We start from the raw sequence: 21,158 nt of genomic DNA, 5'->3' as shown, positions 1-21,158 counted from the left end.
TGCTATGAAGAAAAATAAAGAAACGATTAAATCCATAATACTGGTATTACTTGTCATATCTAGTATTTTTCTGACCTATGTAATAACAACTTATCAGCCGGATTATGAAATATTTACCAAAAAAACCTCTCAAAAAGTAAACGACAATGAAGAAAAAGTCGTAGATGATCTACTTCATTTTTTAACACCTAATATTATAGTAAAAGTCAATGGAGGAGCAAGAGAAGAACCGCCGGTTCAAAACAGTATTACCAAAATTGCAACTGTTGACGGAATAAAAGATAAAAAAACTCAAAAAGAGATTATAAAAGAAGTTACCAAGAGTGAAAGTGTTGAAACAAGGGTTCGAAATAAAGATATTGAAGAAGTTATACATAACGGTGGAGAAAAAATCACCTTGGAATACTCGGCGACACTTGACTCAGCGTTAGTAAAACCGATATTTTTTGCAGAAGAAAATTCGAATATAAGTTTAGAATTTGATACAGTAGTATTTTTAAAAGAAAAACCGGAAAATATCTATCTTTATAAAAAAGGCGAAAAGAATTATCTCCAAATCAAAGTAAATGGGGATATTTATAAAAAAATATCTGAAAAATTCTCTTCTGCTAAGCAGAGTTATGGGAAATATAGTTTGAATAATAATTTTATCTACTTAAAAGAAGATGCGGACAAGTATTATATTGATGAATTTAGTACGGAAAACATCAGTTTAAATAAACTTGGTAGAGATATTTTTGAACCTCAAGGTGGCATAAAAAACAGTAGTGATAATGAAATTTCCGATGGTTATTCCATTTTAAGAGAACAGGGGGACAGATTAACCTATATTAATCCGTCAAACGAAGAAAAAAACGGAACAACCTCTTTAGCATCATTAGGATATGCGGTCAATTTTTTAAATCTCGGGTATGTTAATAACCAAAATTATCAGCTTATTTATTCATATGAAGACTTAACACAGTTTCAAGAAACATATAAAGAGGGTTTGGTATTTAATAAAGAAGAATTAGCCAATATTAGAGTTTTAAGTAACAGTTCAGGAGTATATCAGGTTATTTCACCTAAAAAAATAACGAAAACTTATTTATCCTCTAAAACTGCGGGAGTTTACGACGTAGAACGTGGTGAATATGTAATAAACTACCTATATAATTACGCTAATTTAAAAAGCGTCAGCGATGTTGTTTTAGGTTATGAAAAAACATTTAGCAAAACAAAAATTAATTGTTATTACAAGCCGACTTGGTATGTAAAATATAACGGTAAGTACATAAGTTTTAAAAATCTAAAGGCTAGTTTAGAAAAGGGGGCGGAGTAATGAATTGGAATAAAATAAAAACGATGTTTATTTATTTATTTATTGCTCTGAATGTTATGCTCCTAGGCTTTTATGTTTACACCGTTTATAAAAACAAAGTGGAAATTGTTCAAGAAAAAGAAGTTATTGAACGTGCAATGAAAAATGACGGTATAAAGATAGAAGAAAATCAGCCGAAAAAAGAAAATCTCGGTTATATCAATGTAACAGGTTCAAATTTTAAAGATATAAAAAAAGAAACCGGCGGTTTAAAATTAGAAATAGAAACTGTAGATAAATATAGCAAGCTGAAAGGAACATTGGATACCGCAATTACTAATATTGATAAAAATAATTATAGGGCTGAATTAGATACTTTTTTAGCAGAAAAATACAAAGCGGGTAATCATTATATGTTCTCAAGTTATGACGCTACAGAAAAAACGGTAACTTATGAACAAATAATAGACGGGGTCAGAGTATTTGATAATAAAAATGCAAGACTTGTGTTTAAGGTGGAAGCGAATGGAGATATAAAATCTTTCGAGCAAACAGCCGTAACAAATATAAGAAAAGATAAAAACGAAACATTGGTAACTCAATCGCAAGCCATTAATCGATTATACCACGAAGATTTAATACCGAAAGACAGCAGAGTAAAGGCGACGTTAGGGTACTACACCTATATTTCCCAAACAGAAAATCAAGTATTAATTCCGACGTGGTATGTCGAAATAGTATCAAAAAATGACGTTGTTAAAAAATACTATGTTGATGCTATAGAGCTTAATATATTAAATAAAGGGAATTAGCAATTTGCTGTATAGATAAAAATTTTTTACCAATATAACTATAAGATATAAATCTCCTACTAGGAACTTAAAATAAGATTTTAGGTTGTATAATAAATACGGGGTATGGGAAAAAAATCCATACCTCGTATTGTTTTTTAATATACAAAAAGACAAATATCCAATATAATTAAAGTGCAAAAAAATAAACTATGAAAGGATATCTGTCATGAATAATTTTAACACAAAAACAAAAGAAATAAAAGAGGGAGAATTCATTAAAAACCTACTACAAATAAAAGATAAAAATATAACTATTGAGAAAACACATAACGAAACTATAAAAAATAATCAAAAGTACTTTGTATTCAAAGGTACCTTAACATATAAACCCAAGAAGTGTGAATGCTGTGGTTGTCTTAATAAAGGTTATACTGTAGTTAAAAACGGCTTTAATGAACTTACTAGAATTAATCTATTAAAAATATCAGGTATCCCTGCTTATTTGGAACTAAGAAAGCAACGTTTCAAGTGTAAAACTTGTAATAAAAAATTTGTAGCTACTACTTCTTTTGTAGATAAATACTGTAGTATTTCTAAAAATGTTAAGTTTTCTATAATGAGTGATTTAGCTGATACTTTATCTTTTAAACAAATAGCCAAAATGAATAATGTATCGGTTAATACTGTTATAAGAACTCTTTATAAATGTAAATCCCATGTAGACATTCTTAACTATAATACCTTACCTGAGTATTTATGCTTTGATGAGTTAAAGTTTACTAAAGATAGTAAAAATGGTATGAGTTTTATTTTTTTAGATGCTTTAACTCATGAGATTATTGATATAGTTGATGGTAGAACTGAGTATATTTTAAATAATTATTTTTCCAGATTTTCTAAAGAGGCTAGAAGTAATGTTAAGGCTATTTGTATTGATATTTATACTCCTTATATGAAGTTGATTAGAAATAAGTTTCCTAATGCTGAAATTGTTATAGATAGGTTTCATATTATTCAAAATGTTAATAGAGAACTTTATTCAAAATGTTAATAGAGAACTTAATAGAACTAGAGTTAAGCTAATGAATATTTACAAAAAACAAAAAGGTATTAATTATACTCTTTTAAAAAATAATTGGAAGTTAATATTAGAAGATGAAAGTAATGTTACTCATGGTAGGTTTTTCTTTAATAGGAGTTTTAGGAGTTTAGTTACTAGACGTGATATTTTAGATTATTTATTAGGATTAGATTGTAATATTTAAGGCTAGCTATGAGAGAGTTCAGGATATTAGATATGCAATAAGGTATAGAAATGAGTTGGAGTTTAAAGAATTAATTGAAAAATCTACTATCGGTTTATCTGATGGTGTTAGTAAGGCTATTAATACTATGAGAAAACATAAAGAGTATATGCTTAATAGTGTTAGGTATTCTATCTCTAATGGTTCTTTGGAGGGTATTAATAATAAGATAAAGGTTTTAAAGAGAGTTTCTTATGGTTATAATAGCTTTTATAACTTTAGATTACGCATTTTAGTTGTTTCTAGGTTATTTGTTTCTGAGTATAAAAATAATATTTCTTTTAAGGGCGTTTTGAAAAATGCCAAGCAACACTGCATTGCTTAGCATTTTATCCTTATTTTTTCTCATGCCCCGTATTTGACACAGAGCCAGATTTTAAGGTTTTAGTAGGGGATTTTAATATTTTTTTGTATTGTCTAAAAAATATTTCTAAAGAGGACATATGTATATTAATGTATTAAATTTTAATCTTGAAAAATATATTTATATGCTTAGCAGAGAATAAAAAATGAGTGAATATTTATTCACCTTTATGTATAATAATATTAATCTAAGTTTATTTAATAAATACTTAAAAAATTTAAAGTTTACATAATTAAAACTAAAAATAAATATAATCTTAACGGCTTTTAAAGTAGAATTTAAGTGGATTTTAATTTTATTTATATAAAACTCATTTCTTAAAAAATGTCACTAAAAAAGTAAAATTTTAAGTATAATTATATTGCATAATATTAAATTATCTGTTATTATAAATATTGTTGTAGGGGAGGACACCCTAATTATAGTGATAATAAAATTAAGAAAAAAGAGGATTATAAAATGCAAAACAAGGAAAAATTTTCTATACGAAAGTACAAGATAGGAGTAGCATCTGTTCTAGTAGGACTGGGAGTAGCGATGGGCGGAAGTATGGCTGTTGCACAGGCGTCAAATACTACCGGTACTCCGGCTCAATCGAAAGTAAAAGATAATAAAAATTCAGAAACACGTGGAAGAGCACTTCTTCCTTTAATAGAAGAGAAAAAAGCAGAATTGGGATCTAATGTAAATTTATCGGAAAAAGAATTAGAAGCTGCTAAAACACAGGTAGTAACAAAAGCAAATGAAGCAATTGATAAATTAGAAAGAAGTAGCAGTGATACTGATAGAGAAATAGAAAAAATAAAAACGGAGTTAAAGGCAGATTTAGCTAAAATTAACCCTGTAGGTAAGGAATTAGTTTTTACAGAGTTAGATGATGTTAAAGATAGTTTAGTAAAAAAAATACTTGAGAATAAAAATCTAACACCTGAAAAAAACCAAGCTTTTACAGATGAAATTATTAAACTGGTGGATAATAAAAAAGCAGAGATAGAAAAATTGGCTAAAAATGCTAATACTTCTGCAGAAGCGGATAGACTTCAAAACGAAATAGATAAAATTGAAAATACCGTAATTAAACGTGCTGCTCAAATAGAAGTAGAATTATTACAAGCTGATAAGGTAGCACAGTTAAAAGCTAATAATCATTTATCAAAATCTGAGTTGAATGAAGCTAATAAATCGGTTGAGTATGAAACAAAAGAGCCAACTGAAAAGATTGATAAAGTTAGTGAAGAAAATATAGATTATGATATTGAAAAAATAAAAGAAGACTTTTTAAAGAAATTAGCAGAAATAAATCCGCTTGGAGTAGATAAGTATCTTGAGGAAATAAATAAAGAAAAAAACAGATCATTACAAGCCATAAAAGATAACAAAAATCTTTCTGACGCTGAAAAAGGTCAACTTAAAAGAAAAATAGAAGATGAACTTAAAAGACTGTTTGACGAAATAAGTGGTATTGCGAACAAAGTGGATACTGCACGACCGAAGTATACACCGGAACAAATTAAACAAGCACAGCAAAAAGTATATGAGGTGTATCTAAAAGCGTTAAAAACTGTAGCAGAAAATGATATTACTTTGGAATCGGCAAATAAACAAGCTGAAATAGATAAAGCGAATGCAACAGAAGATAGTAAAAATGAGGCAAGCTCTAAGCTGGAAGAAAAAACACAACAGATTTATGAAAATATAAATAAACAAACTGATCCGGATAAACTAAAAAAAGTTGTAGAACAAGGTAAAAAAGATATAGCTGATATTAAGGTAAAAGAAGATAAAAAAGGACAAAAACCGGATATGTCGAAACCGGACATGCCAAAACCTGATATGCCGAAACCGGACATGCCAAAACCTGATATGCCGAAACCAGACATGCCAAAACCAGACATGCCAAAACCAGACATGCCAAAACCTGATATGCCAAAACCGGACACACCGAAACCAGATATGCCAAAACCGGACATGCCAAAACCTGATATGCCAAAACCGGACACACCGAAACCAGATATGCCAAAACCGGACATGCCAAAACCTGATATGCCAAAACCGGACACACCGAAACCAGATATGCCAAAACCGGACATGCCAAAACCTGATATGCCAAAACCGGACACACCGAAACCAGATATGCCAAAACCGGACATGCCAAAACCTGATATGCCAAAACCGGACACACCGAAACCAGATATGCCAAAACCGGACATGCCAAAACCTGATATGCCAAAACCGGACACACCGAAACCAGATATGCCAAAACCGGACATGCCAAAACCTGATATGCCAAAACCGGACACACCGAAACCAGATATGCCAAAACCGGACATGCCAAAACCTGATATGCCAAAACCGGACACACCGAAACCAGATATGCCAAAACCGGACATGCCAAAACCTGATATGCCAAAACCGGACACACCGAAACCAGATATGCCAAAACCGGACATGCCAAAACCTGATATGCCAAAACCGGACACACCGAAACCAGATATGCCAAAACCGGACATGCCAAAACCTGATATGCCAAAACCGGACACACCGAAACCAGATATGCCAAAACCGGACATGCCAAAACCTGATATGCCAAAACCGGACACACCGAAACCAGATATGCCAAAACCGGACATGCCAAAACCTGATATGCCAAAACCGGACACACCGAAACCAGATATGCCAAAACCGGACATGCCAAAACCTGATATGCCAAAACCGGACACACCGAAACCAGATATGCCAAAACCGGACATGCCAAAACCGGACAAACCGTCAGATAAGCCGAACACCCCGCCGGCAACATCAACTCCGCAAGATGGGATTAAAGATTTAACAGAACAAAAATCGGAATTAAAAGTAACACGCTGGGTAGATGAAAACGGAAAAGAACTAAAACCATCAGAGGTAGGTGAACTAAAAGCAGGCGAAATAAAAGGTTATACTTTTGATAAAACTTTGAAAAAAGATGGAATAACAACACATTACTTTAAAAAAGTAAAAGAAAAAACCCCTGATAAATCAACGCCAACACACCCAGGTACGGATCTATCACAAGGTAAAACTTTGCCGAATACAGGGCTAAATACAACTCAAAATGCAGCATTAGGATTAGGGTTAATATCTTTAATCGGTTTAGCTGTAAGAAAAAGATTATCTGATAAGTAAAATATTTACTTAAGATATTAAAAATTATGTAATTTATAAATACTCCTCCAAAAAATTTCTGTGGGGCATGGATATATTCCGTGTCCCTTATTTGTATGCACCCAAATCGGTTACGGTTAAACAACAACCGCCATTAAATCAAAACATAATTATTATTTATCAATAATTTAAAAATTGCTTTAAGAGGGTATAGTTTGCATCAACTTGGCTTTTATTTAAAGAAGAAATTAATTATTTCAATTAAAAGTTATATGTTTTGTTAAATATTTTGTGAATATCTTTAATTTTTGCTATATAATGGTATTCCCTAGTATTCTTGTTTGCCCTTTTATTGAAGTGTCTTATAGGAGAGGAATAATTATGACAAAATATATCTATGTTAATAAAGAAAAAGTAATTGTTGAAGATGATGTTTATAAAGCATTAAAAAAAATTTTAAATAGGGAGTATTATTTGTTCAAAGAAAATATCCGCCATGGATTGATTAATATGGAAAGTTTTGATAGCGAAAATCAAAACGGGATTGAGTTGTTAAAGGCAACTACTCCGTCCCCCTACGATAACCTTGAAAGAAAAATAATTCTCCAAGCACTTCGTCATGCTTTGTTAAAACTTACCGGAAATGAACGACGTTTGATTTATTATTTGTTTTTTGCAGAGTATTCACTAAGAGCGGTAGCTAAAAAAGAAAAAACGAATGCGATGGATATTAAAAGAAGACGTGATAAAATATTACAAAAATTAAAAGTATTTCTAAAAAATTACAAAATTTTTGTTACAGAGTAAAGGATTTTTAAGGTTTAGTTATGAAGGGATAACTTCAATATTTTATTTTTATAAGGGAGGATAAGTATATGAAAAATTATGCGTTATCTGATGAACAAGAATCTAGGTTTTTGGAGGTTGTAGAAGAACATAGTTCACTCATTAACATAGCTTTAAGGAAACTTAATATTCCGGCGGGGGTCAGGGATGAATTTTACACTTTCGGTTTGGAAGGATTACTTGTAAGTTTTTTAATTTTAGAAGAAGGGAAGATAGAAAAACAAGATTTTGAGCGTTTTGCTTATGTTGCGATAAAAAGGAAAATTATTGATGAAATTCGTCGCCGTAATCGTAAAAAAGAGGTTGCTTTTGATTTTGTGGAAAATTCTAAGCTGTTTATTTCACCAAATATGGATATGGTTAAATTTGAGTTTTATAACGGTTTTCTTGAAGTATTGTCCCCTAAAGAAAAGAAGTTTTTCTTGGCTTACTTAAAAACATTAAACGTTAAAGAAACAGCAAAAAATTTAAAGATATCTAAAAGCAATGCCTACCGTCTTATTGAAACAATTAAGCTAAAAGGAGCAAAATATATGTTTGTTAAATAGATAGTAAATATTTTCATTTTTATAGACGAAAATTAAACTATATAAAAAGGTTCTAAATTTAAAAAACTGTCTGACATTTTGTATAAAAACGTCTATAACATTAATTTACCGGTGTTCAAATAAGTCTTTTGAACACCGGTAAATCTTGTGGGAGTATTTTGATAAAATCTTATTTAAAAAATTACGATTATTGAGTTACTCCCGTTTTAATTTTTATAAATAATTTTATGCAAAGGCAAGAAAATTTTAAATAAATAGAGAATTTTCTTTATTTAACGGCATTAATAAAACGTTGGGTAATTTCTTTTGGGCGGGTAATCGCTCCGCCGACAACTACGCAAAAAGCTCCTGCTTCGAGTGCTTCTTTTGCATGATGTGGATAATGAATTCGTCCCTCCGCAATAACCGGAATGGAAATAGTATTTGAAAGATTTTTAATTAACTCTAAATCAACTTTGTCGGGACGGTTTTTTGTATTTTCGGTATAACCGCTCAGTGTTGTTCCGACAAAATCAACACCTAATTTTTCAGCATTAATGCCATCTTCTAAAGTAGCGATATCTGCCATTAAAATAATATCCGGATATTTTTCTTTTATTTCAGCGACAAAATCATTAACGGTAGTTCCGTCAAACCTAGGTCTTAAAGTACAATCAAGAGCGATAATTTCGCACCCGGTTTTGACAAGATCATCAACTTCTTTCATAGTAGCTGTGATAAATTGTTCCATACCGTCATAACTTTTTTTAATAATACCGATTATAGGTAAATCAACCATTTTTTTAATTTGCGTAATATCTTGAACGCCTTGGGCACGGATACCTACAGCGCCCGCTTGTTTTGCGGCAAGTGCCATTAGCTGCATAATTCCACCTTTTTCGACAAAAAGCGGTTCTCCGGGCAGTGCCTGACATGAAACGATAATGCCATTTTTTATTTTTTTTAACAGTTCTTCTTTTTTAGTCATACAAAACTCCATTCTTAAGACTTTTAATCTTTTATAGTAATGCTATAATATTTGTAGTTAATATATATTTTTACATATTCAAAAATTTTTCCGTCAGAAAAATAAGTATATCTGTTAAATTCGAAACAAGGTTCACCGCTAGGAGCTATATATTTAGAGATCTCATCAGGAACATCGGTAATAACTTTCATAGTTTTTTTAGATTTCTCCTGATGAATATCAATGCGATACTCCTTACGAATCATTGTTGCTAATTCTCTAAAGTTATCAATATCGGTTATATTAATATTGGGTAAATATTTTATCGGAATGTAATTGGTTTGATAAGCCCAAGGAGTAGTACCGATATATTTAATACGGGTTACCTTTAGTAACTTTTGATTTTTAAGTTGTAATTTTGAACAAAGTTCTTTATCTTGAACCAATTGAACATCAATAACTTCAGAACGTTCAACAACGGCTTCTTTAAATATTTTGTTGAAATTATTGGTTTCTGTCAAATAAACACGTTTGTTAACAAGTGTTTTATTTACGAAACTCCCTTTACCTTGGACTCTAAATATATACCCTGTAACCTCCAGCTCGTTTAGGACACGGACGGCGGTAGTAGAACTGACATTGTAAATTTCTTTAATTTCTCTTTCGGTGTAAAGTTGCTCCCCCTCTTTAAAAATACCGGTTTTTATTTTTAGAATAATATCATTAATAATTTTTTCATATTTTTTCATTTTGTTCTCCATAGCTATATTAAATTTAATGTGTTAACTTATTTTGATTGTATCACCATAGTGATAATTTGTAAAGATAAAATTTGAAATATTAGTAAAATAGACGAATATTTTTAATTAACAATGGAGGAAGATAATATATAAAAAAAGAGCAACTTAAAAATCGTAATTTTGTTAGAAATTGATTTTATTAAGTCGCTTTCGCATAATTCGTTAGATTTTGTAAAGTTTTTTAAAGTACATTATCTAACTGTTAAATAAGTAAATTCTATAAAAATTTTTAACTTTTTGATCGGTACAGGTAGGAATATTATTTTTTAACAAAAGGACTGATCGCTCCGTAAAGAGCGGCATCATTACCTAAAGCGGCTGTTAAAAATTTTGTTTTATCGATTTTTATAGGATTAAGTTCACGTACTTTTTCTTCGATTTTATTTAATAAGTAATCTTTCTGAGCGGAAATAGCACCGCCGATGATTAAATATTTAGGATCTAATATTACGAAGAGATTTACTATACCACGAGCAAGTTCAAATAACCACTCATCAAGAACTTTTAAAGCATTGGCATCTTCTTGTTTACAAAGTTCAAAAAATTCAATAACATCAAGAGTATCATGGATTTCAGTTTTGATTTTTTTATCAAGGGCAATCGTTGAAGCACGTTGTTCATAAGTAGTTTCAGTATCAAAATCGTAGACAGATTGACCGATTTCTCCGACACTAAACTGCGAACCTGTAGGAAGTCTATCAAGATAATAAGCACCGCCGATGCCCGTTCCGAGAGCCATACAGAAAACTTCGTCAAGCCCTTTAGCGCAACCGAGCCACTGTTCACCGAGTAAGGCGCAGTTAACATCGTTATCAACGTAAATGTCAACACCTAATTTATCACCAAATTCACGTCTGAAATTAGTGCCGATATAATTTTTAATTGTCGGAGCGGCACTGATAACTTTCATAGCTATATTATCAATAACTCCTGCCGAAGAAATACCGACTGCATTAAAGTTATACTTTTCACGAATAATACCGGCAACACGATACATTTCATCGGTAATTTTCACCGTAGTATTATCCGGTGTTTTACATGTTTCATAGTGAATAATTTCGTAGTTGTTATTAAAAACGGCGAATTTAATACTTGTTCCGCCAATGTCGATTCCTAATAGCATAATTTTACCTGCCTTTTAATATTTTATACAACAAATATCTTAACATAAAATTTAACGTTTTAAAATAAATATTTCCAAAAACCTTATTTTCTCTTTGAATTTTTTTTATACTGTGCTATGATAAATTTTAAAGCGGTAGCTACTTGCTAATCTTTACGAACAAAGTAAGTAAAAGATTAGAGTAGCCTTGCATATCTTACTTCTACGAATTTTTACACATTACAATACTAAAAATTCCAAAATTAACCCAAATAGATATATTAAGGAGGTTGGCATGGATAAAATATTATTTTTAAAACCTGTTCTTTGTGAGCGACTTTGGGGCGGGAGAAACTTAGAGCAGTTCGGCTATGACCTACCTGCCGGTAAAATCGGTGAAGCATGGGTGATTGCGGCACATGATAACGGCAGTTCGCTTATAATAAACGGGAAATATAGCGGTAAAACTTTAAAAGAAGCGTATAAAGAAGATTATAAACTTTTTACTCAAAAACAGTATGAAAAATTTCCGTTGCTTATAAAAATATTGGATGCAAGTGATGAATTATCGGTTCAAGTTCATCCGGATGATAACTACGCTAAAAAGTACGAAAATGGTGAATTAGGAAAAACAGAGTGTTGGTATGTTCTTGATGCAGAAAAAAACTCTCAGTTAATATATGGTCATACAGCGAAAAATCACGAAGAATTTAATAAGAAAATTGATAATAAAGAATGGGATAAATTGTTTATAAAGGAAAATGTTAAAAAAGGTGATTTCTTCTATATACCGGCAGGAACGCTACATGCAATAGGCGGAGGGATTTTAATTTATGAAGTACAGCAAAATTCAGATACAACTTACCGGGTTTACGATTATGACAGAGTAGACAAAAACGGCAATAAGCGTGAACTTCATATCGAAAAAACAAAACAAACAACGACAGTACCGTTCAAAAAGATAGTATCTGATTATACAAAAACTGTAAAAGATGATGCAGTAATTACAAACTTAGCACAAGAGCGTTATTTCGGTGTTTATAAAATAGAATTAGACGGTAGTGCTACGCTTGAAAAAAATAAAACAGGTAATCTTTTTACAGTCTTAAATGGAGCCGGTGTGATAAAAATTGATGGACAAACTTTTTCGTTAAAAAAAGGTGACAGTTTTATACTAACGACAGCTTGTCGTAATTATGAACTTATCGGGGAAATGTTTTTAATCGGTAGTTATGATAGGGTGCAGTAAAATTGAGTTCATAAAGTTTAAAAAATAAAAAATTAATTAAAATAAAAACACAGGATAACATAAACTTATTTTCTAAAGTTAGAGTTCTTTTGTCCGGCTTTAGGAGATAGTCTATATGTTCCTGTGTTTTTGTGTAAATTATAGGTGTGAATTAAAAATTATTTTTTACATTGTTGAATAAATGGTGAGCGGACAGCAGGTTTTATCTCGCCCATAATCGAATAAATATATTTTTTTGTTGAAAGAAGGGCATGTCCACAGGGTGCGTAAAAATTTATTTCCCTTAATTTGTACCATTTATCTTCAACAAAATTATAAACTAATTCTTTTTTATTCCAATGATAATCTTCTATCGGCATGGTGAAGTATTTTGTTCTGTACTCAGCACGCTCATCACCTGTTAAAGTGTTGAGATTATAAGTAGCTTCTTTCCAAACGTCTTTATTAAAACCGCCGATAATAAGAAGTTCATTTTCGTTAAGAAGTGTTCGATCAGCACCGAGTAGAGATAATTCTTCATCGTTGATAACAACAGGAGAAAGATTATTCCAAGTAAGAGTTTTGGTATCGAAACTAAAGCCGTCGTTATAAGTAACGTCCGCACCACCGCCGTAAATAATAAGTAAATTTCCTGCGGCATAAGATATAGCTTGTGAACGTGATAACCCCGGAAAGTTTGAAATAACTTCAAAACCGCCGTCTTTTAAACTGTAGCGATAAAGCTCATTACTGTTGGTACCATTAATAGAACCGACACCAAAATATAAATAATCACCCAAAACTTCAGCGATAATATTTTCTACCGAAAATGGTAGAGCATATAACTCTTCAAAAAACAACTTTTCATTTTGTACAGAAATTTTAATAATTTTTGATGAAGTTTCATTTTCTGCTCCTATGTAGTAAAGAGCGTTTTTAGTTTGCGCCGTTGCTCCATAGGCGGTTTTAAAAGAAAAATTAGTTTGTTCAATCAGTTTTAAATTATCGTCAATTTCTTTATAAAGATAAATGTCGGAATAAATAACCTTGGTGCCATTTTCGACAGGAGTTCCGTTGGGGAAGTTAGCACCACCGCCTATTATTAAATAATCGTTAATCGTTCCTTTTATTAAACCGGCAGTTCCGATATTTTCTTGTTGATTTTTTTGAGCCGGAACTTTTCCGATGTTTTTCCAAAATAATTTTTTGTTCATACGAATATCTCCTAAATAAATTTTATTTTTGTATTTCAATCAACGTGTTAAATAACTTGCACTTTAATTTTACAATAGAGTTAGAACGTTTGTAAAGTGTTAATATTAAAATAAAATTTGCTGTAAATAGCGTTAAACATCTTATTTTTTAAAAATAGTTCTTGACAAAACAAAAGTAAGCGTTTTATAATATAAATGTATTAAAATTTAATGTGTTAAATAAAATTTAAAACAAGGAGAATCTAAAATGAAAGATTTAAAAGGTATATACTCAGCAGTATTAATCCCGTTTGATGAAAATGGAAACATTAAAGAAGACGGTTTAAGACAAGTTATTGAGTACAATATCGAAGTATCAAAGGTAGATGGTTTATATGTTAATGGAAGTAGTGGCGAAAATTTCTTATTAAATACAACGCAGAAAAAACAAATTTTTAAATTTGTAAAAGAAGTTGTCGGAAGCAGAGTAAAATTAATCGCTCAGGTCGGTTCTCTTGACTTAAACGAAGCGGTAGAACTTGCAAAATATGCAACCGACTTGGGATACGATTCGCTATCGGCGGTAACACCGTTTTACTATCCGTTATCATTTGCCGAAGTAAAACATTATTACGAAACTATTATCAATGCAACGGAAAATACAATGATTTTATATTATATCCCAACATTGACAGGGGTAAAAATCAGCTTAGACCAATTTGCTGAACTTTTGGATAATGAAAAAGTAATCGGTGTTAAATATACAGCGGCGGACTTTTATCAATTAGAACGTTTTAGAAGAAGATTTCCTAATAAATTAATTTGGTCAGGATTTGATGAAATGTTGGTACAAGCTGTAGTGTCAGGTGTTGATGGAGCTATCGGTTCTACGTATAATGTAAACGGTAAAACCAGTAGAAAAATTTTCGATTTGGCGAAAGCCGGAAAAGTTGCCGAAGCTTATGAACTTCAACATCAAGCTAATGATGTGATTGAAAAAGTTTTAGAACTTGGGCTTTATCAAACATTAAAAGAAATTTTAAAAGTAAAAGGTATTGATGCCGGTTACTGTAAACAACCGATGAAAGTATTTGCCTCTGAAAAACTTAAAGAAGTAGAACAGTTGGTAAAAGACTATAACTTATAATTTAAAAAAGTGGAGGAATTAATCTATGGAAAAAGTCGGTTTTGGTACTCTTAATGGTATTATGCTGGTGGTATATTTACTGGCAATGCTGGGTGTTGGAGTGTATTTCACTAAAAAAGCAGGTTCCAGCACGGATGAATTTTTTAAAGCAGGTGGAAGTATTCCCTCGTGGGCGGTAGGTTTTTCGATTTATGCGACGACATTATCAGCCATTACGTTTATGGCGACACCGGAAAAAGCATTTAATGGAGATTGGACATATGCAGCCGGAAATTTTGCGATTATAGCAATTATTCCCATTCTAATTCATTACTATGTTCCGTTTTTTAGAAAGTTAAATGTTACAACAGCTTATGAATACTTAGAAGCACGTTTTAATCCTAGTATGAGAGTAATAGGAAGTGTCTTATTCTCACTGTTTCATATAGGAAGAGTTGCAATAGTTATTTATTTACCGACGGTAGCTATTACATCAGTGTCTACTATCAGTCCTTATTTAGTGTGTGCGGTAATTGGACTTCTTTGTGTAATTTATTCATTTTTAGGTGGAGTGGAAGGAGTTATTTGGACGGACGTTATTCAAGGTATTATTCTGTTGGGAGGTGCTATTTTAGTTATTGTTATTGGGATATATCAAGTTGGCGGTTTTTCTCATGTTGCAAACGACGCTGTTGCCAACGGGAAGATTGTTACTTCAGAAAAATTTAGCTGGTCATTTACAGCATCAACTATTCCTATTATATTTATAGGATCAATATTCAACAATTTACAACAGTACACAGCTTCTCAAGACGTTGTTCAACGTTACAGCACAACAGAATCGGTAAAAGAAACTAATAAATCTATTTGGACAAATGGCTTACTTGCATTTATTTCAATTCCGATATTTTACGGAATGGGAACCGTATTGTACAGTTTTTACAAAGGGGCTCATGCTGTAACAAAATTACCGAACTTTATGAATGCTGAAGTTGTTGGAAAAACTGCGAATACAACAGCGTTAGTTCCTTACTTCATACTGACAGCTCTTCCGGCAGGAGTGGCAGGCTTGGTTATTGCGGCAATTTTAGCGGCGGCACAATCAACAATTGCTTCCAGCTTAAATTCTATTTCCGCTTGTATCACGGTTGATATTAAACAACGTTTCTTCGGTTGCAGCAAAGATGCAAAAACAGACGTTTTAATCGCTCGTATAATTATTATCTTAGCCGGTATTTTCGGAACATTAGCGGCGTTGTACTTTGTTAATACAAACCAAAAAGAAACTTGGGATTTATTCTTGAAATATACAGGGTTATTAGGAGTGCCGCTAGCGGGGACATTTGCGTTAGGAATCTTCACAAAACGTGCTAACGGTGTAGGTGCGTTGGTCGGATTATTTGCGGCAGGAATAGTTTGCTGGTATATCCAAGATTACACACTATACGCTAAACAAAGTCCATTTATATTCTCAGGTTTTTCATTCTTAAGTTCATTAGCCTTCGGTTATATTTTTAGTTTAATATTCAAATTTGATAAGAAAAATATAGTAGGTTTAACTATCCATACAAAAAATGAAAAATATATAAAAGAAAATTAATTTAATAGACGTGTAAATAAAAATAATTAAATATAAAAAACAGCGATGTATTTTGAGATAATCTCATAATTCACATCGCTGTTTTTATTAATGGCTTTAGCCAGTTGAGGAGGCGAAGTCTCCGAAACAATAAACCACCCGCTATGCGGGTGCGAGAAAAGAGTTAAACAATTGAAAAATCATCCTTTCTTGATAAAATAAGAGTAGTTCAAGCACTAAAATAAAGAAAGGATGATTTTAATTATGGCAAATAAACATAATAGTTTATCGCATACAAAGTGGGCTTGAGATATAATAGGGATACAGAGGAAAAAGCTTGATAAATAGGAGCTTTCAGCACTGTATCCCTATTTTTAAAATCAAACAAAATATCGAAAAGGAGGCTTTTATGATATGTAAAAGAATATTTCAAGCCATTATGTCAGTTATTCCATTAGCAAAGGCGGTGGAGAATAAATGAGATGGATATTAAAAATAATTTTATTTCCGATCAGCCTGCTGTTAAGTATTCTTACTGCATTTTTAACATTCTTACTAAGCATAGGAACAGCGTTACTGTATCTGCTAATGCTGATGTGTGTATTTGCGGCAATAGGCTCGTTCTTTATGTTGCACAACACAAGAGCAGCAATAGAAGCACTCATACTCGGATTTCTGCTAAGTCCTTACGGAATACCGATGATTGGAGCTGTAATTATAGCTTTTATACAAGGAATCAATGAAGCCATAAAATCAATATAAAAAATTTTATAAAAATGGTTACCAAGGGCGATAGATAAAAACTATCGTCTTTTTTAGTGGAAAAATATCATGGAAAGGAGAGCTTTTAGATGAGTATGTATTTATTTGATGAACAACCTATCGTTGCAAATAAGACATTGGCAAGGGAAATAGGTTTAAACGAAGCTCTTATCTTACAACAAATAAACTATTGGATAGAAATAAATAAGAAATCCGGCAATAACTTCTATGACGGAAGATATTGGACATATAACTCAATAAGAGCATGGCAGGAAAAAGATTTTGACTATATGAGTTTCGATACTGTAAAAAGAACCTTTGCGAAGTTGGAAAAGGCAGGTTTTCTACTCGTAGGAAACTACAATAAAGATCCAAGAGATAAAACAAAATGGTACACCATAAATACCGAAAAGCTGGAGGAACTTTATGCTGAAATTGAGAACAAAAAGAAAAAAGAAGAATTACAAGCCTTAGAAAAAGCTGTGCCTAATGCATTAGGGCAAAATGCACCAATGGAAAAGTGCAAAATCCACCAATGCACAAGTGCAGATTGCACCGATGCAACAGAGCAAAATCTGCCAATGCAAAATGGCAATATGCCCCAACCATTACCAGAGATTACTACAAATAATTCATCAAAGATTACTACAGATATTTCATCATATAATTCCACCCATCATTCCATCATAGATGCCGAGTATTCAGAACCAAGAAAAAGGATGGATGGAGAGGCGGAAATAGAAAACAAAAATATATATCAGAAATATTTAGATGAGTTAAGAACACAGACAGGCTATTATGAACATCTTGAGTTGGGCAATAAATTTATAGTTAAAGACTTTGATGAGATATTAAAGATACTGGCAGATATTATGATACTTGATGATAGAGAGTTTGTTACAATCAATCAAACGAAGCTTCCGGCACATATAGTAAAAGAAAGATTTAGAAAACTTAGATCAGAGCATTTAGAGTATTTGTCAGATGTTATTAAGGAAAATGAATACAAGATTAGGAATATCAGAGCATTTGTCCTAACAGCAGCATATAATGCACCAAGCGGGATAGATGCACACTACTCTGCCCTTGTAAGTTATGATATGAGAGGAGGATATTGAATGTGGTTAACGAAGAAATTGCAAGAAAGACATTAAGCCTTGAAGTTAAGGCTGCTAAAGTAACAGGAAAACTTCTTTTAAATCTGTTGAAAAAACTGATAAAAGAAGCAGAGAAACTGGGAGGACTTGAAAAGCTCGTTAAAGTAAACGGAAATGAAGTCAAGCTCAAGGATATGGCGAAAAAAGGGCAACTGGAAGAAATACCGGTAGAAGAAGCGGAACTGAAAGAACTGAAAAAAGAGCTTAACAAATATGGTGTTAAGTTTTCGGTAATGAAAGATAAAGAAACAGGCAAATACTCCGTATTTTTCCAAGCCAAAGATATGAAAATGATGGAGAAAGCCTTTAAAAATGCCCTTGCAACATCAGAAAGAAAGGCTGAGAGGAAAGAGTCCATTCACAAAAATATTGAGAAGTTTAAGGAGATGGCAAAAAATACTGTTTCTAAGGATAAAGTTAAGAATAAACAAAAGGAGCAGAGCTTATGAGCAACTTAATAACATTTGAAAATATGGAATTTGGGAAACTCACTGTAATGGAAAAAGACGGTGAGTTTTTCTTTATCGGAAAAGAAGTAGCTGAAAAGCTTGGCTATTCAAACACGAGAGATGCTTTGGTAAGACATGTGGATATAGATGATAAAGCTGATGTCGTGTTTCACGACGACAGGCAAAGAAGAAGTATGGTATCTATCAACGAGTCAGGATTATATTCTCTGATCCTATCTTCAAAGCTACCACAGGCAAAGGAATTTAAGAAGTGGATCACCACAGAGGTATTACCGAGTATTCGTAAGAATGGAGGATATATCAAAAATCAAGAAAAAATGAGCAATGAAGAAATATTGGCAAATGCGGTACTCCTTGCCAATCACCTGATTGCTGAAAAAGAAAAAATCATAGAAGATTTAGAGCCGAAAGCCAAGTATTTTGATGAACTGGTGAATAACAATCTGCTGACCAACTTTAGAAACACAGCAAAAGAGCTTCATATCCCACAAAAGGTATTTATTCAATTCCTCTTAGAGAAGGAACTCATTTACAGAGATAAGAAAAACAGACTTCTACCCTATGCTAAGAACAATAAGGGATATTTTGAAGTAAAGGAATGGTGTAGAAACGATAATGATGCAGTGGGCATTCAAACCTTTATAACACCTAAAGGAAGACACTTTCTTTTACTCTTGATTGGAGGTGAAAAGACTCGTGATAAATAAGATATTAAAAGACATCAAAGGCTTATTCAAGGTTCAAGATAAGGCAAAGTTTGTAAAACAAAACATTCCCTATCTTGCATTTTTCTATTTAGGAAACATTTTCTCTCATCATGTAAGAAGTTATGTAGGTGGAGATATGATTGATAAGATATTTCAGGGGATATTAGAGCTTAATACAATGAGTTTTATCCCAAGCATACATCTTATTGATATACTGGTAGGAGTTGGAGTAGCAGCCTTAATTAAATTTATTGTCTATACCAAAGGAAAGAATGCCAAGAAGTTTAGGCAAGGCAGAGAGTACGGCTCGGCAAGATGGGGAAATAAAAAAGATATCGAGCCATATATGGACGAGAAGTTTCAAAGCAACATCTTGCTAACACAAACAGAACGACTGACAATGAATGGCAGACCGACAAATCCGAAGTATGCGAGAAATAAAAATGTACTTGTCATAGGAGGTAGTGGAAGTGGTAAGACGAGGTTTTATGTCAAACCGAACCTTATGCAAATGCACTCGTCATATTGCGTAACCGATCCGAAAGGAACGATAGTCCTTGAGTGTGGCAAAATGCTTGAAGATAACGGATATGAGATAAAAATTTTAAATACCATCAACTTCAAAAAGAGCATGAAATACAATCCATTTGTCTATATTCGTTCTGAGAAAGATATATTAAAACTTGTTCAGACTATCATTGCAAATACCAAAGGTGAGGGAGAAAAGGCAGGTGAGGATTTTTGGGTAAAAGCCGAAAAACTCTACTATACAGCACTTATCAGCTATATCTTCTATGAAGCTCCAAAGGAAGAAAAGAACTTCGCTACTCTCCTTGATATGATAGACGCTTCAGAAGTCAGAGAAGATGATGAAACCTATATGAATCCGATAGACAGACTCTTTGAAGCATTAGAAAAGAAAGAGCCTACACATTTTGCGGTGAAACAATATAAGAAATACAAATTGGCTGCGGGAAAAACTGCGAAATCTATCCTTATAAGCTGCGGTGCAAGGCTTGCTCCATTTGACATTCAGGAACTTAGGGACTTGATGCAAGAAGATGAATTGGAACTGGATACTCTTGGTGATAGAAAGACTGCCCTCTTTGTTATTATATCCGATACCGATGATACTTTTAACTTTGTAGTGTCCATTATGTACTCGCAGTTATTTAATCTTTTATGTGATAAAGCGGATGATGTATATGGTGGCAGGCTTCCTGTCCATGTGCGATGCCTGCTTGACGAATTTGCAAATATCGGCTTAATTCCAAAGTTTGAGAAGCTGATTGCAACCATCAGAAGTAGAGAGATTTCAGCAAGTATAATACTTCAAGCACAATCTCAGCTAAAGGCAATCTACAAGGATAACGCCGATACAATTGTAGGTAATTGTGATAGTACCCTATTTTTAGGCGGAAAAGAGAAAACAACTCTAAAAGAGCTATCAGAAACGCTTGGTAAAGAAACCATAGACCTATATAATACTTCTGAAACAAGGAGCAATCAAAAGAGTTTCGGATTAAATTATCAAAAGACGGGGAAAGAGCTGATGAGTCAGGACGAAATAACAGTAATGGACGGCAGTAAATGTATCTTTCAACTTCGTGGTGTTCGCCCTTTCCTATCGGATAAATTTGATATTACAAAGCACAAGAACTATAAGCTACTTGAGGATTATGATAAAAAGAACCTGTTTGATATAGAAAGCTATATGAAAAGAAGGGGCAAGGCTAAACTAAATAAGAATACGGTTATTATGAAGTTATAGCTGTTAGATATTATTTGCAT

At 32.4% G+C, this 21,158-nt stretch carries 20 protein-coding genes; 16 read left to right on the top strand and 4 right to left on the bottom strand.

From position 1 onward, the window contains the following. Window positions 1-4 precede the first annotated feature (4 nt). The 8 genes from yycH to BQ7358_RS04830 all read left to right on the top strand — a co-directional run bounded on the left by yycH (window position 5) and on the right by BQ7358_RS04830 (window position 8,297). Window positions 5-1,321: a two-component system activity regulator YycH gene (gene yycH, locus BQ7358_RS04855; protein ID WP_062172001.1), complete on the top strand. Its 1,317-nt coding sequence runs from the start codon at window positions 5-7 to the stop codon at window positions 1,319-1,321. Beyond that, on the top strand, window positions 1,321-2,112 hold the full coding sequence (locus BQ7358_RS04850) for a two-component system regulatory protein YycI (protein WP_062171998.1): 792 nt from the start codon (window positions 1,321-1,323) through the stop codon (window positions 2,110-2,112). Before yycH ends, BQ7358_RS04850 begins: the two co-directional genes overlap by 1 nt. A 208-nt stretch (window positions 2,113-2,320) precedes the next feature. Beyond that, window positions 2,321-3,145 carry an ISL3 family transposase gene (locus BQ7358_RS09020; RefSeq protein ID WP_062172723.1) on the top strand — a complete coding sequence of 275 codons (825 nt, stop codon included), beginning with the start codon at window positions 2,321-2,323 and terminating at the stop codon, window positions 3,143-3,145. After that, window positions 3,114-3,359, top strand: coding sequence for a hypothetical protein (locus BQ7358_RS09015; protein WP_106388771.1), 246 nt, complete (start codon window positions 3,114-3,116; stop codon window positions 3,357-3,359). The genes BQ7358_RS09020 and BQ7358_RS09015 overlap by 32 nt, the downstream gene beginning before the upstream one ends. Window positions 3,360-3,414: 55 nt before the next feature. Next, window positions 3,415-3,723: a transposase gene (locus tag BQ7358_RS09010; protein ID WP_159428385.1), complete on the top strand. Its 309-nt coding sequence runs from the start codon at window positions 3,415-3,417 to the stop codon at window positions 3,721-3,723. 498 nt (window positions 3,724-4,221) lie between these two features. Further along, complete coding sequence (locus tag BQ7358_RS04840; protein ID WP_072520272.1) at window positions 4,222-6,924, top strand: DUF1542 domain-containing protein; 2,703 nt, start codon at window positions 4,222-4,224, stop codon at window positions 6,922-6,924. Between the two features lie 360 nt (window positions 6,925-7,284). Further along, the gene (locus BQ7358_RS04835) at window positions 7,285-7,710 is read left to right on the top strand and encodes a sigma-70 RNA polymerase sigma factor region 4 domain-containing protein (RefSeq protein WP_062171988.1); all 426 of its coding nucleotides are present in this window, start codon (window positions 7,285-7,287) and stop codon (window positions 7,708-7,710) included. Between the two features lie 68 nt (window positions 7,711-7,778). After that, window positions 7,779-8,297 (top strand): sigma-70 family RNA polymerase sigma factor, encoded by a 519-nt coding sequence (locus BQ7358_RS04830; RefSeq protein ID WP_062171985.1) that lies wholly within the window; start codon window positions 7,779-7,781, stop codon window positions 8,295-8,297. Window positions 8,298-8,565: 268 nt separating this feature from the next. Here BQ7358_RS04830 and BQ7358_RS04825 read toward each other — a convergent pair whose 3' ends face one another. The 3 genes from BQ7358_RS04825 to BQ7358_RS04815 form a co-directional block, all read right to left on the bottom strand. Further along, entirely contained in the window at window positions 8,566-9,264 is a 699-nt protein-coding gene (locus BQ7358_RS04825) for an N-acetylmannosamine-6-phosphate 2-epimerase (protein WP_062171982.1), read from the bottom strand. Window positions 9,265-9,287: 23 nt separating this feature from the next. After that, a complete protein-coding gene (locus BQ7358_RS04820; RefSeq protein WP_062171979.1) occupies window positions 9,288-9,992 on the bottom strand; it encodes a GntR family transcriptional regulator in 705 nt (234 codons plus the stop codon). 310 nt (window positions 9,993-10,302) lie between these two features. Continuing rightward, window positions 10,303-11,166, bottom strand: a complete 864-nt coding sequence (locus BQ7358_RS04815) for an ROK family protein (RefSeq protein ID WP_062171975.1) — start codon at window positions 11,164-11,166, stop codon at window positions 10,303-10,305. 274 nt (window positions 11,167-11,440) lie between these two features. Between BQ7358_RS04815 and manA the strand changes: the two genes are divergently transcribed. Continuing rightward, window positions 11,441-12,394: a mannose-6-phosphate isomerase, class I gene (gene manA, locus BQ7358_RS04810; protein ID WP_062171972.1), complete on the top strand. Its 954-nt coding sequence runs from the start codon at window positions 11,441-11,443 to the stop codon at window positions 12,392-12,394. A 158-nt stretch (window positions 12,395-12,552) separates the two neighbouring features. On the opposite strand, the gene BQ7358_RS04805 is transcribed toward manA, so the two are convergent. After that, window positions 12,553-13,587, bottom strand: coding sequence for a cyclically-permuted mutarotase family protein (locus BQ7358_RS04805; RefSeq protein ID WP_062171967.1), 1,035 nt, complete (start codon window positions 13,585-13,587; stop codon window positions 12,553-12,555). A gap of 247 nt (window positions 13,588-13,834) precedes the next feature. On the opposite strand from BQ7358_RS04805, the gene BQ7358_RS04800 reads away from it, so the two are divergent. From BQ7358_RS04800 to BQ7358_RS04770, 7 genes are all read left to right on the top strand, one after another. Beyond that, entirely contained in the window at window positions 13,835-14,713 is an 879-nt protein-coding gene (locus BQ7358_RS04800; protein ID WP_062171964.1) for an N-acetylneuraminate lyase, read from the top strand. A gap of 25 nt (window positions 14,714-14,738) precedes the next feature. After that, a complete protein-coding gene (locus tag BQ7358_RS04795; protein ID WP_062171961.1) occupies window positions 14,739-16,292 on the top strand; it encodes a sodium:solute symporter family protein in 1,554 nt (517 codons plus the stop codon). A gap of 456 nt (window positions 16,293-16,748) precedes the next feature. Next, a complete protein-coding gene (locus tag BQ7358_RS04790; RefSeq protein ID WP_034910996.1) occupies window positions 16,749-17,033 on the top strand; it encodes a CD1845 family protein in 285 nt (94 codons plus the stop codon). An 89-nt stretch (window positions 17,034-17,122) separates the two neighbouring features. Next, on the top strand, window positions 17,123-18,151 hold the full coding sequence (locus tag BQ7358_RS04785) for a DUF6017 domain-containing protein (RefSeq protein ID WP_072520271.1): 1,029 nt from the start codon (window positions 17,123-17,125) through the stop codon (window positions 18,149-18,151). A 2-nt stretch (window positions 18,152-18,153) separates the two neighbouring features. Beyond that, entirely contained in the window at window positions 18,154-18,639 is a 486-nt protein-coding gene (locus BQ7358_RS04780) for a PcfB family protein (RefSeq protein ID WP_006268784.1), read from the top strand. Then, a complete protein-coding gene (locus tag BQ7358_RS04775; RefSeq protein ID WP_072520270.1) occupies window positions 18,636-19,367 on the top strand; it encodes a phage antirepressor KilAC domain-containing protein in 732 nt (243 codons plus the stop codon). Before BQ7358_RS04780 ends, BQ7358_RS04775 begins: the two co-directional genes overlap by 4 nt. Next, window positions 19,357-21,138: a VirD4-like conjugal transfer protein, CD1115 family gene (locus BQ7358_RS04770; protein ID WP_072520269.1), complete on the top strand. Its 1,782-nt coding sequence runs from the start codon at window positions 19,357-19,359 to the stop codon at window positions 21,136-21,138. Before BQ7358_RS04775 ends, BQ7358_RS04770 begins: the two co-directional genes overlap by 11 nt. Window positions 21,139-21,158: the final 20 nt, after the last annotated feature.

Origin of the sequence: Gemella massiliensis (assembly GCF_900120125.1) — a bacterium.
In the GTDB taxonomy this organism is placed as follows: Bacteria; Bacillota; Bacilli; order Staphylococcales; family Gemellaceae; genus Gemella; species Gemella massiliensis.
This window is presented reverse-complemented; position numbering and strand designations above follow the sequence as displayed.